General features: G+C 29.4%; 18 protein-coding genes and 1 other RNA gene. 6 read left to right on the forward strand and 13 right to left on the reverse strand.

Translation table 11 applies throughout. The annotated features are described in order from the left end of the window. The 4 genes from B5E92_RS08120 to gpsB form a co-directional block, all read right to left on the reverse strand. Entirely contained in the window at positions 1-453 is a 453-nt protein-coding gene (locus B5E92_RS08120; RefSeq protein WP_087301059.1) for a MarR family winged helix-turn-helix transcriptional regulator, read from the reverse strand. Positions 454-567: 114 nt separating this feature from the next. Then, positions 568-1,122 carry a TetR/AcrR family transcriptional regulator C-terminal domain-containing protein gene (locus B5E92_RS08125; RefSeq protein WP_087301061.1) on the reverse strand — a complete coding sequence of 185 codons (555 nt, stop codon included), beginning with the start codon at positions 1,120-1,122 and terminating at the stop codon, positions 568-570. 84 nt (positions 1,123-1,206) lie between these two features. Beyond that, an RNA gene (rnpB, locus tag B5E92_RS08130) (RNase P RNA component class B) lies at positions 1,207-1,532 on the reverse strand. 104 nt (positions 1,533-1,636) lie between these two features. Beyond that, on the reverse strand, positions 1,637-1,969 hold the full coding sequence (gene gpsB, locus B5E92_RS08135) for a cell division regulator GpsB (protein WP_239404252.1): 333 nt from the start codon (positions 1,967-1,969) through the stop codon (positions 1,637-1,639). Between the two features lie 195 nt (positions 1,970-2,164). On the opposite strand from gpsB, the gene recU reads away from it, so the two are divergent. Then, positions 2,165-2,764 (forward strand): Holliday junction resolvase RecU, encoded by a 600-nt coding sequence (gene recU, locus B5E92_RS08140; protein ID WP_087301066.1) that lies wholly within the window; start codon positions 2,165-2,167, stop codon positions 2,762-2,764. After that, positions 2,754-5,423, forward strand: coding sequence for a transglycosylase domain-containing protein (locus B5E92_RS08145; protein WP_087301069.1), 2,670 nt, complete (start codon positions 2,754-2,756; stop codon positions 5,421-5,423). Before recU ends, B5E92_RS08145 begins: the two co-directional genes overlap by 11 nt. A gap of 63 nt (positions 5,424-5,486) precedes the next feature. On the opposite strand, the gene nth is transcribed toward B5E92_RS08145, so the two are convergent. From nth to spoIVA, 6 genes are all read right to left on the reverse strand, one after another. Beyond that, a complete protein-coding gene (gene nth / locus B5E92_RS08150; RefSeq protein ID WP_087301076.1) occupies positions 5,487-6,143 on the reverse strand; it encodes an endonuclease III in 657 nt (218 codons plus the stop codon). Continuing rightward, positions 6,136-6,726 carry a DnaD domain-containing protein gene (locus tag B5E92_RS08155; protein ID WP_087301110.1) on the reverse strand — a complete coding sequence of 197 codons (591 nt, stop codon included), beginning with the start codon at positions 6,724-6,726 and terminating at the stop codon, positions 6,136-6,138. The genes nth and B5E92_RS08155 overlap by 8 nt, the downstream gene beginning before the upstream one ends. A 4-nt stretch (positions 6,727-6,730) precedes the next feature. Then, positions 6,731-7,219: a hypothetical protein gene (locus B5E92_RS08160; RefSeq protein ID WP_087301079.1), complete on the reverse strand. Its 489-nt coding sequence runs from the start codon at positions 7,217-7,219 to the stop codon at positions 6,731-6,733. Between the two features lie 83 nt (positions 7,220-7,302). Continuing rightward, complete coding sequence (locus B5E92_RS08165; RefSeq protein ID WP_087301081.1) at positions 7,303-8,010, reverse strand: zinc metallopeptidase; 708 nt, start codon at positions 8,008-8,010, stop codon at positions 7,303-7,305. 73 nt (positions 8,011-8,083) lie between these two features. Continuing rightward, complete coding sequence (locus B5E92_RS08170; RefSeq protein ID WP_087301084.1) at positions 8,084-8,356, reverse strand: HU family DNA-binding protein; 273 nt, start codon at positions 8,354-8,356, stop codon at positions 8,084-8,086. Positions 8,357-8,500: 144 nt separating this feature from the next. After that, positions 8,501-9,976 (reverse strand): stage IV sporulation protein A, encoded by a 1,476-nt coding sequence (gene spoIVA, locus B5E92_RS08175; protein WP_087301087.1) that lies wholly within the window; start codon positions 9,974-9,976, stop codon positions 8,501-8,503. Positions 9,977-10,105: 129 nt separating this feature from the next. Here spoIVA and rbr point away from each other — a divergent pair, with 129 nt between their 5' ends. The 4 genes from rbr (at position 10,106) to B5E92_RS08195 (ending at position 12,788) form a co-directional block, all read left to right on the forward strand. Then, positions 10,106-10,783, forward strand: a complete 678-nt coding sequence (gene rbr / locus B5E92_RS08180; RefSeq protein ID WP_087301090.1) for a rubrerythrin — start codon at positions 10,106-10,108, stop codon at positions 10,781-10,783. A 118-nt stretch (positions 10,784-10,901) separates the two neighbouring features. Continuing rightward, entirely contained in the window at positions 10,902-11,390 is a 489-nt protein-coding gene (locus B5E92_RS08185; protein ID WP_087301093.1) for a MurR/RpiR family transcriptional regulator, read from the forward strand. A 479-nt stretch (positions 11,391-11,869) separates the two neighbouring features. After that, complete coding sequence (locus B5E92_RS08190; RefSeq protein WP_204215224.1) at positions 11,870-12,133, forward strand: SemiSWEET transporter; 264 nt, start codon at positions 11,870-11,872, stop codon at positions 12,131-12,133. A gap of 304 nt (positions 12,134-12,437) precedes the next feature. Further along, positions 12,438-12,788 carry a hypothetical protein gene (locus B5E92_RS08195; protein WP_087301099.1) on the forward strand — a complete coding sequence of 117 codons (351 nt, stop codon included), beginning with the start codon at positions 12,438-12,440 and terminating at the stop codon, positions 12,786-12,788. Between the two features lie 181 nt (positions 12,789-12,969). On the opposite strand, the gene B5E92_RS08200 is transcribed toward B5E92_RS08195, so the two are convergent. From B5E92_RS08200 to pyk, 3 genes are all read right to left on the reverse strand, one after another. Beyond that, positions 12,970-15,201, reverse strand: a complete 2,232-nt coding sequence (locus B5E92_RS08200; protein WP_087301102.1) for an alpha-galactosidase — start codon at positions 15,199-15,201, stop codon at positions 12,970-12,972. 37 nt (positions 15,202-15,238) lie between these two features. Further along, positions 15,239-16,141, reverse strand: coding sequence for an ROK family protein (locus B5E92_RS08205; protein ID WP_087301105.1), 903 nt, complete (start codon positions 16,139-16,141; stop codon positions 15,239-15,241). Positions 16,142-16,272: 131 nt separating this feature from the next. Beyond that, the gene (pyk, locus tag B5E92_RS08210) at positions 16,273-17,703 is read right to left on the reverse strand and encodes a pyruvate kinase (protein ID WP_087301107.1); all 1,431 of its coding nucleotides are present in this window, start codon (positions 17,701-17,703) and stop codon (positions 16,273-16,275) included. Positions 17,704-18,191 lie beyond the last annotated feature (488 nt).

An 18,191-nucleotide genomic window follows, 5' to 3' on the forward strand; every position in this document is an offset into this window, starting at 1 on the left:
TTATTTAAATTCAGATTCATCATTTTTACTTTTAAACGCATTTGCAATATCAATCATCGTTTCTTCCATAATTTTTATTCTTTCTTCTGGAATATCATCTAAAATTTCTGTATTAATTTTCTCTATTTCTAATTGTAATACTTTACTTACCTCATCTGCTTTATCAGTTAAATAAAGATGCACTACTCTTTTATCTTCACTATCTCTTTTACATTCAATTAGCTCTTTTTTTACTAGTGCATCAATGCTTCTACTTATTAATCCTTTAGAAACGCCAAGCAATACAACCAGCTGGCTACTAGTAGTAATAAAGTGATTATTTGATAGTAAAATTAAAATAGAAATTTCATTGGGCGATAAATTAATATCTTTCAAGCGTTTATTTAGCTCATTAGCATAATATCTTCTTATTTGAGTAAAATAGTTCAACATTGTTTCTAAATTTGTTGTCATATGTCACCACCTAACTTAGTTTACTTGTAAACTATTTCATAGTATAGTCTTGATTAAATAAAAAGTCAATTCATAATTAAAAATAAAAAGCAACAGTTTTCTGTTGCTCAAATATTATGAATTTACTATTAAAATAAATGGTTCTAATCGTTTTGGCAAAGCTTCAATTAATAAACTAACAATTTTTTCAATACTAATTGGCATATCATTTAATACCCAATCAACAGTCATATCAATCGATCCCTTACAATACATTTTTAATAAAAAGTCTAAATCATCATCAACACTATGATTAAGATTCTTTTCAATTATCCCTTTATAAAACTCATAAATACAGTTAAAATCATAATTTACTAAATTATTATAATCATTAGACTTAAATGCTTCTTTAAAAAAAGAATGTTCGCTGTTAATAAAAGCAAACTTTAATTGTAAAGCTTCTTGTAAAGAACATCCGTTACCCATTTGACGAAATGATTGTAACACTAGTTTTTCAAAATACCAGTTAACTAGATCATATTTATCTTTAAAATAGCGATAAAAAGTTTGTCTAGTCATTCCACTTCTAGTTACAATATCAGTAACAGCAATTTTATCTAAAGGAACAACTTTAATTAAGTCTTTGATTGCTTGTGCAAAAATATATTTTGTTTCATCATGTCTGTCCATTTTACATACCTCTTATTCTATTATAAACTAGTAGTAAAATTTAGACAAATAAAAAAAGCTGAAAAATCAGCTAATTAAGACTCACTTTGTAAGCCAAGTTCTGTTTTTCAAACGATTATTTATCTATGCTTTAAGCATCCGTCTTTTAGTTCATTTCCCTCAAGACGATTCCCCTACCAAATTTGGGTTTCTTCCTTGCAGAGTTTACCTCTTTTCAGCTAGTTTTTCAACTAGAATTGTTTCTGTGGCACTTTATAGCTTATCAACCGTGCAATAAAATTGTTTAGGTCTTAGGCTTGTCGTTAGCTCACGCTACCGTAACTTATTTATTCGTTACGTACAAACACTACAAGCATCGCAGCTTGTGGAAGCCTGGACTTTCCTCTGTATTACAGCAATCGTTTTCTATGAGTCACTACTATTTTACATATTTTTTTTAATAAAACAAGTTTTAAAATGATAAATATTAAAAAAGCTAAATAAATCATGATGATCATTTAGCCTTCTATTTCTTCTATTTTTTTCCAAAAACAGCTTTTTCTAATAAAGATAATCTTTTTAAAATATCAACATTAGTAGATAAATTTTCTTCCATTGCATGGATATTATCATCTTGTAATGTTTTTTCGCGTTCAAGTTTTGCAATTTTTACTTTTTGTTCACTTATTCTTCTTTCTAATTGATCAATTCGATCATAAGAAGCATTTAACATTGCTGCAAAAGCCTCATAGTCTTTTACAACTAAATCTAGAAAATGATCAACCTCTTCAGCATTATATCCTTTAAAATCCACTTTAAATTCTTTATCAACAATTTTTTTAGGACTTAGTACTACTTTTCTTTCCAAGTCTATCAACTCCTTTATCATATTATATATTATATTGAAACAAAAAAATCTTTTAAATGCAAGTAGGTAATCGATTATTAACATATTCTTTGATATTTTTCATAAATTAACAATGTTTTATAATCTTAGAAGATATTATGATATTTTTACAGATATATGGTATAATAGCCTAGTAAAGTAATAGAAGGAGAAACTATGGTTAATTATCCAAATTTGAAAAAAACAACTGTTCATCAAACTAAATTAATTGATGGTAAGCTAAATACCCGCCATCGGGGTATGAATTTAGAAGAAGATTTGAATATGACTAATAAATATTATTTAGCTAATGGAATTGCAAATATTCATAAAAAGCCAACTCCTATTCAAATTGTTAAGGTAGATTATCCTAAAAGATCAGCAGCACGAATAGTTGAAGCTTATTTTAAAACCCCTTCAACAACTGATTATAATGGAATCTACAAAGGAAGGTATCTTGATTTTGAAGCAAAAGAAACGAAACGAATGAATTTTCCTTTTACAAATATTAGTGTCCATCAAATTGAACATTTGAAGAGTATAATTAAACATCAAGGAATTGCTTTTGTTATTATTGCTTTTACACATCTAAATGAGGTATACTTAATTGATGCTTCTTATGTAATTGAAGCATATTATCGCGCTGATCAAAAATCAATGTCCTATCAGACAATTAAAGAAAAAGGACATTTAATTGAAAGTGGCTATAATCCACGATTAAATTATTTAAAGATTATTGATCAATACTATTTAGGAGGTCTCGAAAATGACAGATAGCCTTACAAGAACTAAGAAAAAAAACAAAAAGAAAAGCCAACTTAACTGGAAAAAAGTTCTCGTATCACTAATAATTGTCTTTATAATTATTTGTTTAGGTATGGGGTGTTTCTTTGCCTGGTCAGTTTATAAAGAAACTGAAGACTTTTCAGCTGAACGTTTACTTTCGGGAGAAGCAAGTAAAATTTATGATGCCAACGGTGAATTAATGTATACTTATGGTAGTGATGAAAATGGTAAACGTGAAAACGTCACATATGAAGAATTACCACAAGTATTAATTGATGCGGTTGTATCAGCTGAAGACTCTAGATTTTTTGAACACGATGGTTTTGATTTACCACGTATTGCAAAAACATTTATTACAAACTTAGCTTCATTAAGAATTACAGGTGGTGGTTCTACTATCACTCAACAAGTAATTAAGCAATCATATTTTCCTGATGCTGAAAGAACTTATACCCGTAAGTTAAGCGAAGTAATTCTTGCTATTCAGGCTACTAAAGAAATAAGTAAAGAAGAAATTATCACTTTATATTTAAACAAGATTTATTTTGGTCGTAGTACTAGTTCAATTGGAGTAGCAGCAGCTAGTAAATATTATTTCAATAAAGATGTTTCTCAACTAACTTTACCAGAAGCTGCTTTATTAGCTGGAACATTAAACTCACCTTCTCGCTATGATCCATACTACAACCTTGAAGCTGCAACTTCTCGTCGTAATGTAGTTTTAAATTTAATGGTTCAACATGGCTATATCACTCAAGAAGAATGCGATCTTGCAAAACAAGTTAAAGTTGAAAATATGTTATCTCAAAGCAGTACAACTTCTGATAGTTCACTAGCAGCTTATGTTGATTTAGTAACCGAAGAAGTAATTGAAAAAACAGGTATGAATCCTGCAGAAACACAAATGAATATTTATACATATTGTAATCAGGATTTACAAAGAATGGCTACACAAATGGCTAATGGTGAAACTTATGATTACACTGATGAAGATTTACAAATGGCCGGTAGTGTTCAATCAACTCAAGATGGTCGTATTGTTGCTGTAATTGGTGGTCGTAACTATAAATCTGGTGACTTAAATAAAGCAACTGTAAAACAACAGCCTGGTTCATCAATGAAACCAATTTTAGATTATGGTTTAGCTTATAAATATTTAGATTGGTGTACTGGTCATACTGTCGAAGATAAAGAAACTACTTTTAATTCTCATGGCAGCAATTCATGGACACCTAAAAACTGGGATGGAAGCTTCCATGGTTCAATGACTATTTCTGAGGCATTAGTAAATTCATGGAATATTCCAGCCATTTCAACATTTGAACAAGTTTTAGATAGTGGTGGTGAAGATGCCGTTATTGAAGATATGAAATCATTAGGAATTGATATGTCATATGAAGAAGAAAATGGTATTCAATTGCCATATGCAATCGGTGGATGGGCCAAAGGTGTTAGTCCAGTAGAATTAGCAGGTGCCTATGCTACAGTTGCTAATAATGGTATATATATTGAATCACATACTATTAATTATGTAGAAATCGTTGATAAAAATGAAACTGTTAATGTTGATCAAGACATTCAAGATAATGCTACTCAAAGCCTTGGTGAAGATGTATCATTTATGATTAGAGAGACAATGCTAAGTTATTCAAGCAGTGGTTCTGGAAGCTATGCTTATTTATCTGGTATTGATAATGTCGGAGCTAAAACTGGTACTTCAAATACTGAAAGTGGTGCTAGTAAAGATTTATGGATGACAGCTTATACTCCTGATTATACATGCTCAGTTTGGATGGGATTTGAATCTCAAGCATTAAAAGAGGGTAAAAACACTAGTAGATATCGTGCTTATCCTGGTAAAGTTGTTGGAGATTTATTAGAATATTTAGAAGATAACACTACCGAAAAGAAATCATATCCAGATCAACCTGACAGTGTTGAACAAATTCAAATTGTCGCTGGAGTATATCCTTATCAAAGTCCAAGCTCTAGTACTCCTGCAAGCAGTGTAGTTACATGCTGGGCAAAAAAAGGAAAAGGTCCTACATCAACCGCCGCTGAAGCAACAATTAATAATTTAAATTCATTTGAAGCCACACTTAATAGCAGTGGAACAATAAATGTATCTTTTGGAGCTTATGATACTTCATCAGGTACTACTTATGGAACTGTGGTCTATGTTGTAGAAGTCTATGATGAATCAAATCAATTAGTTCATACTGAAACATTATCAAATAATACGGGAACTATTAATTATAAACCTACTGGTAATGTTCGAGTTGTCGGTTATTATAAATATGCTGAATTAGAAGTAACTTCTAATAAAGTAGAAAGAACTATCAACGTTAATACTTCACAACTAGATGATGTTAATTATACAATAACAAGTAATGGTAGCACCGTTTCTAATGGATCTACTATTTCTGGTACATCAATTGCTATAAATGTACACGCTCAAAATGAAAGTAATACTATTACAATTCAATTTTTGAGTTCTACAGGAGAATCTATTCTTGATCCAATTACTTTTACAGGTAGTGCTACTAGAGAATTTACTTTAGATTCTGGTTTCACTTATACAGTAAGAGTAACTGAAAGTAATGGTACAAATAGTGTTAATCGATCTACTACATTTACAGTAAGTGGATAATATAAAACCTCTAAAGAATATTCTTTAGAGGTTTTTAAGTAAGAAATAATTGTTTTGTTACAATTATTTTTTTATATTATCAAGATATTTCTTTTTTATTGGATCTTTACACATATCCGATAGTTTACATTCATTGCAATTAGGATTAGTAGCTTTACAAAAATAACGACCAAAGAAAATAAATTGATGGTGAGCTTTATTCCAGTAATTTCGAGGAATAGAACGACACAATTTCTTTTCAACTGTTAATACACTATCATCTTTTTTAGCAAAACCTAACCGTTTCGAAATTCTTTCAACATGTGTATCGACTGCAAAAGCTGGAATATCAAAAGCAACTGAACGAACTACATTTGCTGTCTTTCGTCCAACTCCAGGTAGACTTTCTAACTGCTTTTGATCACTTGGTACCTTTCCATCAAACTTTTCAATTAATGTCTTTGCCATCGCTAAAAGATTTTTAGCCTTATTGCGGTATAAACCAATTGTTTTTATATCTTCTTGTAATACACTCAAATTGGCATTTGCCATTGTATAAACATCTGGATATTTCTTAAATAAAGATTCCGTTAGCTGATTGACTTTTTTATCAGTAGTTTGTGCCGAAAGCATTACGGCAACTAATAATTGAAAATCTGTTTCATGATTCAATTCACAATAAGCATCAGGAAACAATTCATTAAAATATTCTAATACTCTATTTGTCTTTTCTTTATTCATCTTCCCACCACTTATATTCACTTATTGGTACACTTCGTTGTGGTTCTTCACTTTCAACATAACGGGTTTTAACCCCATTTTTAGCCCAATTATGAAGTATCCCTTCTATATATCTAAAATTTAATACTTGGCTTTTAACAGCCTCTTTTAAAGCTTTAACGATCATTTCATCATCATAATTACTTTCTTTCCATTCTCTTAAAATATTCAATTCAATAGGTGATAATGCCCGTCCGAACTGTTCTTCGAAAATAGAAACTAAACTGATTGCTTCTTCTGGTTCCTCTTCATTTTTTTCCTGTAACAATCTTTCTTCTAAATGATTTAAACTAATTGCTCCAGAACGATTATAAATAAACTTTTTACTTAATAAACTTTGTAAAACCTTATTTAAATCATGAGTTGATAATAAAGAGTAATTCTGTAACATCGCCGGTGTTATCAAGCGAACACTAGCTTCTTTTAAAGCATATATTAATAACAAAATATGACACTCATTTCCATCAAGCCCTAATTCCTTTGCTTTTAAAACAAGCAATCGTTCAAAATTAATACATTTACTTGAAACCAAACTCTTTAACATACTACTAACCATTATCAATACGATATGCTTTTACAAAATCGCCAGTATCAATTCCATAAAAAGCATAAATCAATGAATCCTTTCCTTGATACATCAAACTATAAACAAAAATTTCATTTTCATAGCCAATGGTAACTTTATCAGGTTCAACATTATATCTATTGATAAAATCGTCAATACATACTTGCTGATCCACTACATCTTCACTATAAGATTTAATAAATTTAGCTTTATCATCAAAAACTGCATATTGTTTTTTATCATCTTTTGTTGCATGAATAATATAATAGCTTTTATCACTATCATAACGATCAAAATATTCAACATCACTATACTCATTAGCTTGAACAATTTGATTTTCAACCCGCTTAATAGCATTTTGATTTTGCGAATATGGTAAGTGCACCCATAACATAAAATAACTAACAAAAATAAATAGTAAAATTAAAAAAACAATAAATATATTAAAACGATTTTTTCGTAAAAATTTCAAAATCACACCAACTTTCTTCGTTTATCATTATACTATCAATTTACTCAAGATAAAAGAAAAAATCTCAAATGAATTTTGAGATTTTAATCACGATCATTTCCAGCTACAATCAATACAATTCTAAGTAATGATAATACAGTTGAAAGCATTGCCGCTACATAAGTAAATGCTGCTGCCGACAGCATTGATCTAGCACCGCTATATTCATCAGTAGTTAAGTAATTTGCTTTTAGAATTCCTAAAGCTCTTGATGAAGCATCAAATTCTACCGGCAAAGTAATTATCTGAAATAATAAGATACCAGACATTAAAATAACTCCCAGCCAAGCAATATTACTATTTCCAAAAATTAAACCAACAATTACTGCAATCCATCCTAGATATTGTCCCACATTACATAGTGGTAAAATCCCATTTCTAATAACTAATGGTTTATATCCCACTAAATGTTGAATCGCATGACCACATTCATGACTTGCAACAGCTAATGCAGCTATTGAAGTACCATCATAAATGCCTCGTGATAAATTAATTGTTCGATTACGAGGATTATAATGATCTGATAGCTTTCCACCAACAGCATTGATTCTAACATCTTGCAAACCATTACGATCCAAAATTTCTCTAGCTACCATCGCCCCAGTCATATGGCGACTGTTAGGAATTTTAGAATATTTACTGTAAGCACTATTAACTTTTATTTGAGCATAAATCATTATCAAAGAGCCAATGATTACTAATAAATAACCTATTAAGTAAGCTCTGCTCATTGGGAAATAATAAAATGGCATATTCTCACTCTCCTTTTAGTATTATTATACACTATATTGTTAACTGATTATGAAGAAAATAAAATGCAATGAATTAATTCATTGCATCTTTCAAACGGCTGCTAGGTTTAAATGTAACTGTTTTACTAGCAGGAATTACCATTTCTTCTTGAGTTTTTGGTGAGATTCCTTTACGAGCCTTACGATCATTAACTTTAAATGTACCAAATCCAGAGATTAATACTTTATCTCCTTCGATGACACTACGTGAAATTGTATTAAAAACAGTGTCGACTAAAAGTTCTGCATCTTTTTTAGTTAAGTTTCTTTCTTTAGATACTGTTTCAACTAATTCTCTTTTATTCATAACTACCTCCAAAAATCTAATACCACGAAAGTATAACATTAAAAAGTGCCGATTTCAAGCTATTTTAGAAGCAATATTTACCTTTTTGAACATTACCATAATTTACCATTTTTACAGCTTAATTTCACGGTTTTTTATTAATCCTTATAAAACAATAGCAATAACATTACTTTTACCCTTGTTTACAATTTTTGATAAAATATCATGAATTCTCATACTTGCATTTTCAGGAATAGCATTTAATTTAAAATACATACCTTCTTCAATCAAATCACCTAACTTTCTACCAAACACATCACAATTGAAAATTGCCTGTTTATCATCACCATTAGAATTTAAATAATCAATGAAGGCTTCTGCCTGTTCTTTCGATCCAATAATTGGTTCAAAAGTACTTTCAATATCAACTTTAATCATATAAGTTGTTCCCGCTTTAGAAACCAACTTAATTCCAAATCGTGGTCCTTGTTTAATTAACTCTGGTTCACTGAGTTCAATTTCATCCAATTTTGGAATCGCATAACCATAACCAGTCTGTTTAACCATCCTAATAGCACTCGAAAAACCTTCATATTCATTTTTAATATCAACTAGTTCTTGAATAAAAGTTAAAAACGTTGCTTGATCAAATCCTTTATCACCAATTATTTCTTCTAATATTTCATTATAGAGTCCACTTCTTTCTTCAATTTTCAAAGTTGCACTCGATGTTGTAGTATCAATTCCCGTTAAATAAGCTTTATCAACAAAATCATATTCACTTATAGTATCGCCAATTCGTTCAACATCTTTAAATTTCTTAATTGACTGTAAAGATTCTTTTAAAGAATTATCCAACGTTTGTTTTAACCAGTGATTATTTGATAACATCGCTAACCATTTTGGTACTTCTATCCGTACTTCACTAATTTTAAATTCATATAATGCTTCTTTTAATAAAGATACAATCTGTGGTTCTTCCATTCTGGTAACATCCATAGTTAAGATTGGAACATCATATTTTGCCGTTAAACGATTATATTCTTGTCGACACGCTACACTATTAATATCTCGACTATTAATAATGACAATAAATGGTTTATCTATTTCTAATAACTCTTCAATAATATCATCGGTTGCCTCATTATAATTAGCACCTGGAATATCACATATACTACCATCACTAGTTATAACTATTCCAATAGTAGAATGATCTTGAATTACCTTTTTAGTTCCTATTTTAGCCGCTTGATCAAAAGGAATTGATTCTAAATACCAAGGGGTTTTTACATACCTGATTCCCTGTTCATCCTGGTATCCTTTAGCACCATCAATAACATAACCGACACAATCAACAAGCCTTACCTTCACTTTAAAGTTTTCATCCATAACCATTTCAATAGCCTGATTTGGAATAAACTTCGGCTCTACAGTCATTATCATTTTTCCTTTGCCTGATTGGGGCAGTTCATCAATAGCTCTTAACTTAGCATCTTTATCTTCGATATATGGAATGACCGCCATTTCCATAAACCGCTTGATAAAAGAAGATTTCCCGCTTCGTACCGGTCCCACCACCCCTAGATATATGTCGCCATCGCATCTTTTAGCGATATCATGTAAAATATTTTTTGTTTCCATGTTAAACTCCTCTCTTCGTATTATTTATATGAGTTATTTATTCATTTAGAACTTATTGCTTGCTTTTTAAAATATTAGGTATATAATTAAATAGTAATCATTACTATTTAAGAAATTTGGAGGATAAAAATGAAATACGTATGTAAAATTTGTGGCTTTATTTATGATGAAGCAACACAAGAAAAAAAATGGAATGAATTAGATGAAAACTGGGTTTGCCCTGTTTGTAAAGCACCTAAAAGTAAATTTGAAGCTGTTAATGAAAACAGTGGTAATAAATATGCTGGGACTAAAACAGAAAAAAATCTAATGGAAGCATTCGCTGGTGAATCAATGGCACGTAACAAATACACTTACTTCGCTAAAGCTGCTCGTGAAGAAGGATATGAACAAATCGCAGCTATTTTTGAAGAAACTGCTAACCAGGAAAAACAACATGCAAAGATGTGGTTCAATGAATTCCATGGTATTGGAAGTACTGACGAAAATTTAGAAACTGCTGCTCAAGGTGAAAATGATGAGTGGACAGATATGTATGTAAGAATGGCTAAAGAAGCTCGTGAAGAAGGATTTGAAGAATTAGCAGTTAAATTTGAATATGTTGCTAAAGTTGAAAAATCTCATGAAAGACGTTATTTAAAATTATTAGAAGCATTTAAAAATGGTACTACTTTTAAAGGTGATGCTCCTAAAGGATGGAAATGTCGTCAATGTGGTTTTATTTATGAAGGTCAAGAAGCACCTGAAAATTGTCCAGTATGTGGATATCCAAAAGCATATTTTGAAAGAATGTGTGAAAATTATTAATAATAAAATACGAAGAGTAGATGATAGTTATCTATTCTTCTTTTTTGTACCTGAAAATATTTTTGATAATTTAATTTCTATTAAATAAAGCATCATAGTATATTAAAATTATAAATAGGTGATATCATGGAACTTATTAAAAAAATTACAGCAAAAAGTAAATTTTACCGAAAGGGAAGTAGTAATTGCCGATTACATTTTAAATCACTGTGAAGAAGTTCTTAAAATGACAACAAGACAATTAGCTAATGAAACATATACAAGTGCAACTATTATTGTACGTTTTGTTCGTAAATTAGGTTATCAGGGATTTAATGATTTTAAAATTCATTTATTAACTGATTTAAAAGAAAATAGTTATCAGGAAATTGAAGTAGAGAAAAAAGAAAGTCTGATATCTATTGTTAATAAGGTTTCTTCATTACATGAAAAAGTACTACTAGAAACAAAAAATAGATTATCTATTGATGACTTAGAAAAAATTCAGCAAGCTATAAAAAATGTTGATCAAATAAATATTTTTGCACTAGATGCAAATGCATCAATTGGTGAATATGTTTATCATAATATTATGCAAGCTGGTAAATTATCAAATGTTTATCAATAGATAAAATATTATTATATTAGTTTTTACATTAAAAATCAGTAATCATTGTTATTTCTAGAATGGGCAAAATAAAAATATGTTAAAAGCGATTCAAAACTTACGAAAAAAAAGGACACTTTGTTATTTTATTTCATCTAATAAAGATTCTCCGTTTGTAAAAAATGTGGATGTATGTCTATTATGCACCTATAAAGAAAATATTATTGAATTAGGTGATTCTCTTTTCCACACTTCAGTTTCATATATTTTGGATATTCTTATTTCAATAATCATCAAAAACAACTATGATACTGCCATTAATTTATATCAGCTCCATGATCAATTATATGAATATTAGTTTACAGTGTTTCATCTTTTAAAGTAATTTTCTTTAAAAGTATGTAACACTGTTTTTTTGTATTCTAATTTTCTTTTTTTAACTTAATTTTTATCTATAATACTCTTGTAAGAAGATTTATAAATAAAAAGGAGGCATGAATATGATTCAATTTATTGGTCCAATAGGAGCACTACTTACAACAATTTCATTTATCCCACAAGTCTTGCAAGTTTTAAAAACAAAAGATGTTTCTGGAATATCTTTAGGAATGTATATCATTTTTGTCCTTGGTGTTATATTATGGACTGCATATGGTCTTATCCTTCATGATATAACAATTATTTTATCAAATGGAATAACAACTTTGCTGGCAGGAATTATTTTATATTATAAATATAAAGAATCATATTCTTCAAAAAAATGAATATATAACTTAAAAAAGCATATCTAACTTAAATTTTTTCTTAACATAATGATATCTTTTATAGATAATCTATATATGAGTTGATATAAACAGATTGCAAATATATAATGTAATTAGAAAATGTTTTCAAAACATCAAAAATTATATTACTGTTTATAGGTATTTATTCCATTAACATGAACTTAGTTCATTAGATAAAAAATTACTTTACTAATAATAAAAAAGCCCCACTACAGTTTTTAAAATACTCCGACATAATATCAAAATATGAAAAAAGTAAATTACATGTAAGGATAAGATTTTTATGGAAAAATTTATTAATTTATTAAAGAATAGATATTTTAAGTGTATTTTGATAGTTATTATTGCAATCCTATGTTTAAAGTTATATACAAATTATTTATTTGAAAGCTTAAATAATGAAACACCTAGAGAAGCTATTGTTGAATTTATATATGATGAAACACATAGTTGGAAATCTTTCTTTATAGAAATAGAAGAATCTAAAAATATTGATAAAACAGATGAAAATAGTCTTTACTATAATATAAAATATAATGGCTGGTATTCTATACCTGGAGACTTAGGTGGAACAATAGAAGTAAAGAAAATAAATAATCAGTATTACGTTATTAAATACATAGGATATTGTTAGACTATTTAGTAAACTAGATAAAAGTAGTTTTTAAAATCTAATGGCAACTTAATGTATCCTATCAAATAGACACCTTAAATATCTAAATACAGACACAAGATATTAATATCATGTTTGTATAATAATCTGTACTTTTAAACAAAAATCACTATTAGGCCAGAATTTATCTGGCCTAATAGCTTTATTTAGCTTTTAAAAGATAGATTTTAGAATAATAATCACCATTAGTACCATCATATACTTCATGATTTTCACCACAAGAATGATCACTATTAATTAAACCAATATTCATCAGTTCATCACCAAAATGATCACTTTCTAATCTAGATACATGATAACAATAATCAGGATTTAACCCTTGTAATCGTAAACGACGATAACCTTGATTAACCTCTAATAAGATTCGATAATAGCCAACAATAGCAGTTTTTTGATCTTTAGAAACAACCATCCAGGCTGTTTCATTTCCGTTACCATCAAACGGACTTAATAAGCGATAAAAAGTTCCAAACTGAATGATCTCACGATATTCTTTCATAAAAGTAATTTGTTCAACGATTTTCTTTTTTTCATCATCATTTAATTTATTTAAATCCAACTCATAACCAAAAGTTCCAAAATAGGCCACATTAGCCCGAGTTTCAAGTGAAGTATTTCTAAATACTTGATGATTAGGTATTGCTGATACATGAGCTCCCATACTTGAAACAGGATATACTAATGATGTTCCATATTGAATTTTTAAACGTTCAATTGCATCGGTATCGTCACTAGTCCATGTTTGTGGTGCATAATATAACATTCCTGGATCAAACCTTGCCCCACCGCTAGCACATGATTCAAATAAAATATCTGGAAAACGTTTAGTTAAACGTTCATATAATGAATAAACACCTAAAATATATTCATGCATTACTTGCCCTTGCTGATAGCTTTGATGACTAGACGAATATACTTCAGACATACAGCGATTCATATCCCATTTTATATAGCTGACGTTTCCTTGTTCTATTATTTTAACCATCATTTGATAAATGTATTCAATAACATCAGGATTAGAAAAATCTAAAACATATTGATTACGACCATGGCTCATATTGCGCTTAGGAGTTGCTAAGACCCACTCCGGATGGCTTCGATATAAATCTGAATCTTTATTGACCATCTCTGGTTCAAACCATAGACCAAACTTTAATCCTAAATCATTAATTTTTTTACTAAGATTAGCTATTCCATTTGGTAATTTATCTAAATTAACATACCAATCCCCTAAACCTGTATGATCATTATTTCTTTTACCAAACCAGCCATCATCTAATACAAATAATTCAATTCCTAATTCACTAGCAGTTTTTGCGATAGCTAATATTTTTTCTTCATCAAAATCAAAATACGTTCCTTCCCAATTATTTACTAATATCGGCCTTGCCAAGTTACGATATTTACCGCGAACTAATCGATTCTGGTATAAATAATGGTATGTCTGTGACATTTTATTTAGCCCTTGATCACTATATACCATTACTACCTCTGGGGTTTGGAAATGCATATTAGGATCTAGATTCCATTTAAAACAATGTGGATGAATTCCCATCATTACTCTAGAACAATTATAAGTATCCACTTCTACCTGGGCTAGAAAATTGCCACTATAAACAAAACTAAACCCTAAAACTTCCCCACTAAATTCATCAGCATTCTTTCTTTTTAAAGCAATGAAAGGATTAAAATTACTACTTGAACATCCTCTCAATGAATAAATCGATTGAATTCCATGTTCTAATTTTCTTTCTTTTACATATCGTTCACGTGACCAGGCCCCTGTGAGTTCTAACATTATATAATCACTATCTGGTAAGTCTAATGATAAACTCATAGCTCTATTTAACACTAATTTTTGTTGTCCGTTATTTTCAATATATGCATTACGAGTAATAACTGGCATATTTTCATAGATTGTATAATTTAAAACAATTTTTGTATTAATTACTTGATCAACTAAGGTAATTGACAACGTAGTCACTTCATTTTCTTCTTCACTGTAAGTTGCCGGTAAATTTTCTAACTTAGGTTTTTGATTAAAAATTAAATGACTGTGATAAGTAAAATTTAAAATCCGACTACCATTTTCTTGAATAATATCAATTGCCATTTGACGCATATCCCCACTACCATATACTGGATATTCTTGCTTTATATGTTCTAATGAAAATGTTGAATCATTTTCAAAACTGCAAACTGCCATCGGCCGATGATACATTTCTAACAAATGATCAAAATTTTCACGATCTTTTATCGCTTTACCATAATACAATTGACCTAATTGATTATTTTTTAAAATTTTAATAATATAACTTACTTCTTGATTATAAAGATGAAAAGTTTTACTTTTTTCATGAAATACTATTGGCATAAATTACCTCCGATTATTTAATAAAAGACTAGTAAAACTAGTCTTTAAAAGTATTAATATGTTGATAAAAAGCTCCTATCAAATTAGCATCATTTAAATATTTACATGCTACAACTACCGGTCTAGAAATTGGTGAATTAAATTCTAATCCTGTTTGATACATTTCTTCAATGTGTTTTTCAGTTAATTCTAATAATAATGGCTGTGCTGAAATACCTCCACCAATTGCAATTTTTTCTGGATCAAATAAAGCTTGTAAATTATAAATTTGTACCGCTAAACGATTACAAAATTTGTCTAATCCCGCTAACACATCAGGATTACCATTATTAGCCATTTCGAAAATTTCTTTTCCATTAAAAACCTGATCAGTATGCGTTGCTTCTTGAACAGTTTGTAAAAGTCCTGCGATACCATTTAAAGAACACCAGGTATTAGCAAAATTATTACCATCATCTCCATTAGTTCTCATCCATGAAAATTCCCCAGAAGAAAAATGTTTACCAATGTGCACTTTACCATTTTGAACAATACAACCACCAATACCAGTTCCAAGAATAATTACAGCAGCATCATCTACATCTTTTAAACAACCGAATCCTACTTCAGCATTAGCAGCACATTTAGCATCATTACCAATTGTAATTGGAAGCGGACAACGTTTTTGTAATATTTCGACAATATTCATATCTTTGATATATTCATAGGCACCACCAGTATAAGCAAAACCTTTATCAGGATCAATTGCTCCAGGCATTGAAATTGCCATTCCAACAATATTATCTTTATATTTATCATATAAATCACCAATTATAGAAACAAATTGATCAATTCCATCTTTTGGTGCTGGAGCATTACCTTTTTCTAAAAATTCCCCTTCTTTATTAATGATAGCGTACTTAATTGAACTACCACCAATATCTAATGTTAAATAATTCATAAAATCTCCTTTCATAACCACTATTATAAGTATATCGTATCAATTAAGAAAATAAAAGCATTGACTTTTAACAAACCACAAAAAAAAGACTGTAATTTGATTCTTAAATCAAATCCAGTCTTTAATAATTATTATTTTACCCTAATCAATTCTAAATAACTAGTATCACCACTAATACCTGGTTTTCCTCCAGTAACTAGAATTAATTCACCAGACTGAACCCCATTTTCTTTAGCTAAAATTTCAGCATAGTCCATCATAGTTGCACGAGTTTGCATATGTTTACATTTTACTGGTAATACCCCCCAGTTAATCGCAAGTGATCTAGTTGTTTTCTCTTCAGGAGTTGCTGCAATAATTAAAGCTTCAGGACGATAACGTGACATCTTACGAGCAGTAAAACCACTTTCTGTAAATGCAATAATAGCAGCTACGTTAAATTTTGAAGCAATTTCAGCTACCGACATACAAATTGCTTCCGATGTATCTTGTGGTGCAGTTCTAACTGCTTGACGATGTAATGAATCATAATCTAAACTTTTTTCAGTTGTTAAAGCAATTTTATTCATAGTCATTACAGCTTCTTGAGGATATAAACCTGAAGCTGATTCCCCAGATAACATGATTGCATCAGTTCCATCAAAAATAGCATTAGCAACGTCACTTACTTCAGCACGAGTTGGACGTGGATTTTGTTGCATGCTTTCTAACATTTGAGTAGCAGTAATAACTAATTTACCACTGTCTTTACATTTTTTAATAATTTCTTTTTGAATTAATGGTACATCTTCAGCAGGTACTTCAACCCCTAAGTCCCCACGTGCTACCATGATTCCATCAGCAACCTTTAAAATCTCATCCATATTTTCGACACCTTCCTGGTTTTCGATTTTAGCGATTACTTGAATATCAGGACGTCCGTTTTCAATTAATAATTTTTTTACATCAATTACATCTTGAGCACGTCTAACAAATGATGCAGCAATAAAGTTAAATGGTTGAGTGCATCCAAATGTAATATCTGCAATATCTTTTTCAGATAAATATTCAAAACCTAATTTGATTCCAGGAACGTTAATTCCTCGTTTATCTTTTACAACTCCATTATTAGCACATACACAAACAATATCTTTACCTTCAACATGGTCAACTAATAATTCAACTTGACCATCATTAACTAAAATGAAACCACCAGGTTTAACATCTTTATATAATTCTTTGTATGTGATTGTAAAACGATCACTTGTTCCTTCAATATCTTCAGGTGTAATGACAGAAACTTGTCCCTTTTTAAATTCTGTTTGTCCCCCAACAAAGTTACCAGTTCTAATTTCTGGTCCTTTTGTATCTAACAAGATAGCAACTTTACTTCCTAATTCATTATTAATTTCTGTAATCAATTCAATTTTCTTTAAATGTTCTTCATGACTACCATGAGAAAAATTTAATCTCATTACATTCATCCCAGCTTTTACTAATTTAGATAACATTTTTTTATTATCCGAAGCTGGTCCAATAGTACAGATTATCTTTGTTTTGCTTACTTCATTATTTTTCAACATACTTATATTACCGTCCTTCTTCTCAATTTCGTACATTTCTATTATATCCCATTACCGCCTTTGTTGCGATATTTTTTGTTAACTTTTTATGGAAAAAATCAAATATTTTTCCCATATCAAGCTATAAAATTAAATTTAAATCAATTTTAAATTAAAATATAGTTAACAAATAATTCTATTTACCAATAAATTCAATTTCATTAATAAATTTATCTAAACAATCAAAACATCTTCCTTCTTTATATTTTCGCCATTTTTTCCAATTATAACCATTAACATATATAATCTAATTCATTAGTTCTAGATTTAACAAATCTTATCACAAAAACAAATGAATTCTAAAAATTATTTTTTCCTTTATAAAACATATTTAAAAAGGGGCTGTAACGAAAGGAGGTTTTTTTAACCTTTAATGAAGCGTTACAGCTTCTTTTTTGTTTTGAAGATTATTTTTTGGAAAATTTAATTTTTTTGCTATTTTTAATTAA

The sequence above is a fragment of the Erysipelatoclostridium sp. An15 genome (genome assembly GCF_002160675.1).
GTDB lineage: Bacteria > Bacillota_I > Bacilli_A > Erysipelotrichales > Coprobacillaceae > Thomasclavelia > Thomasclavelia merdavium.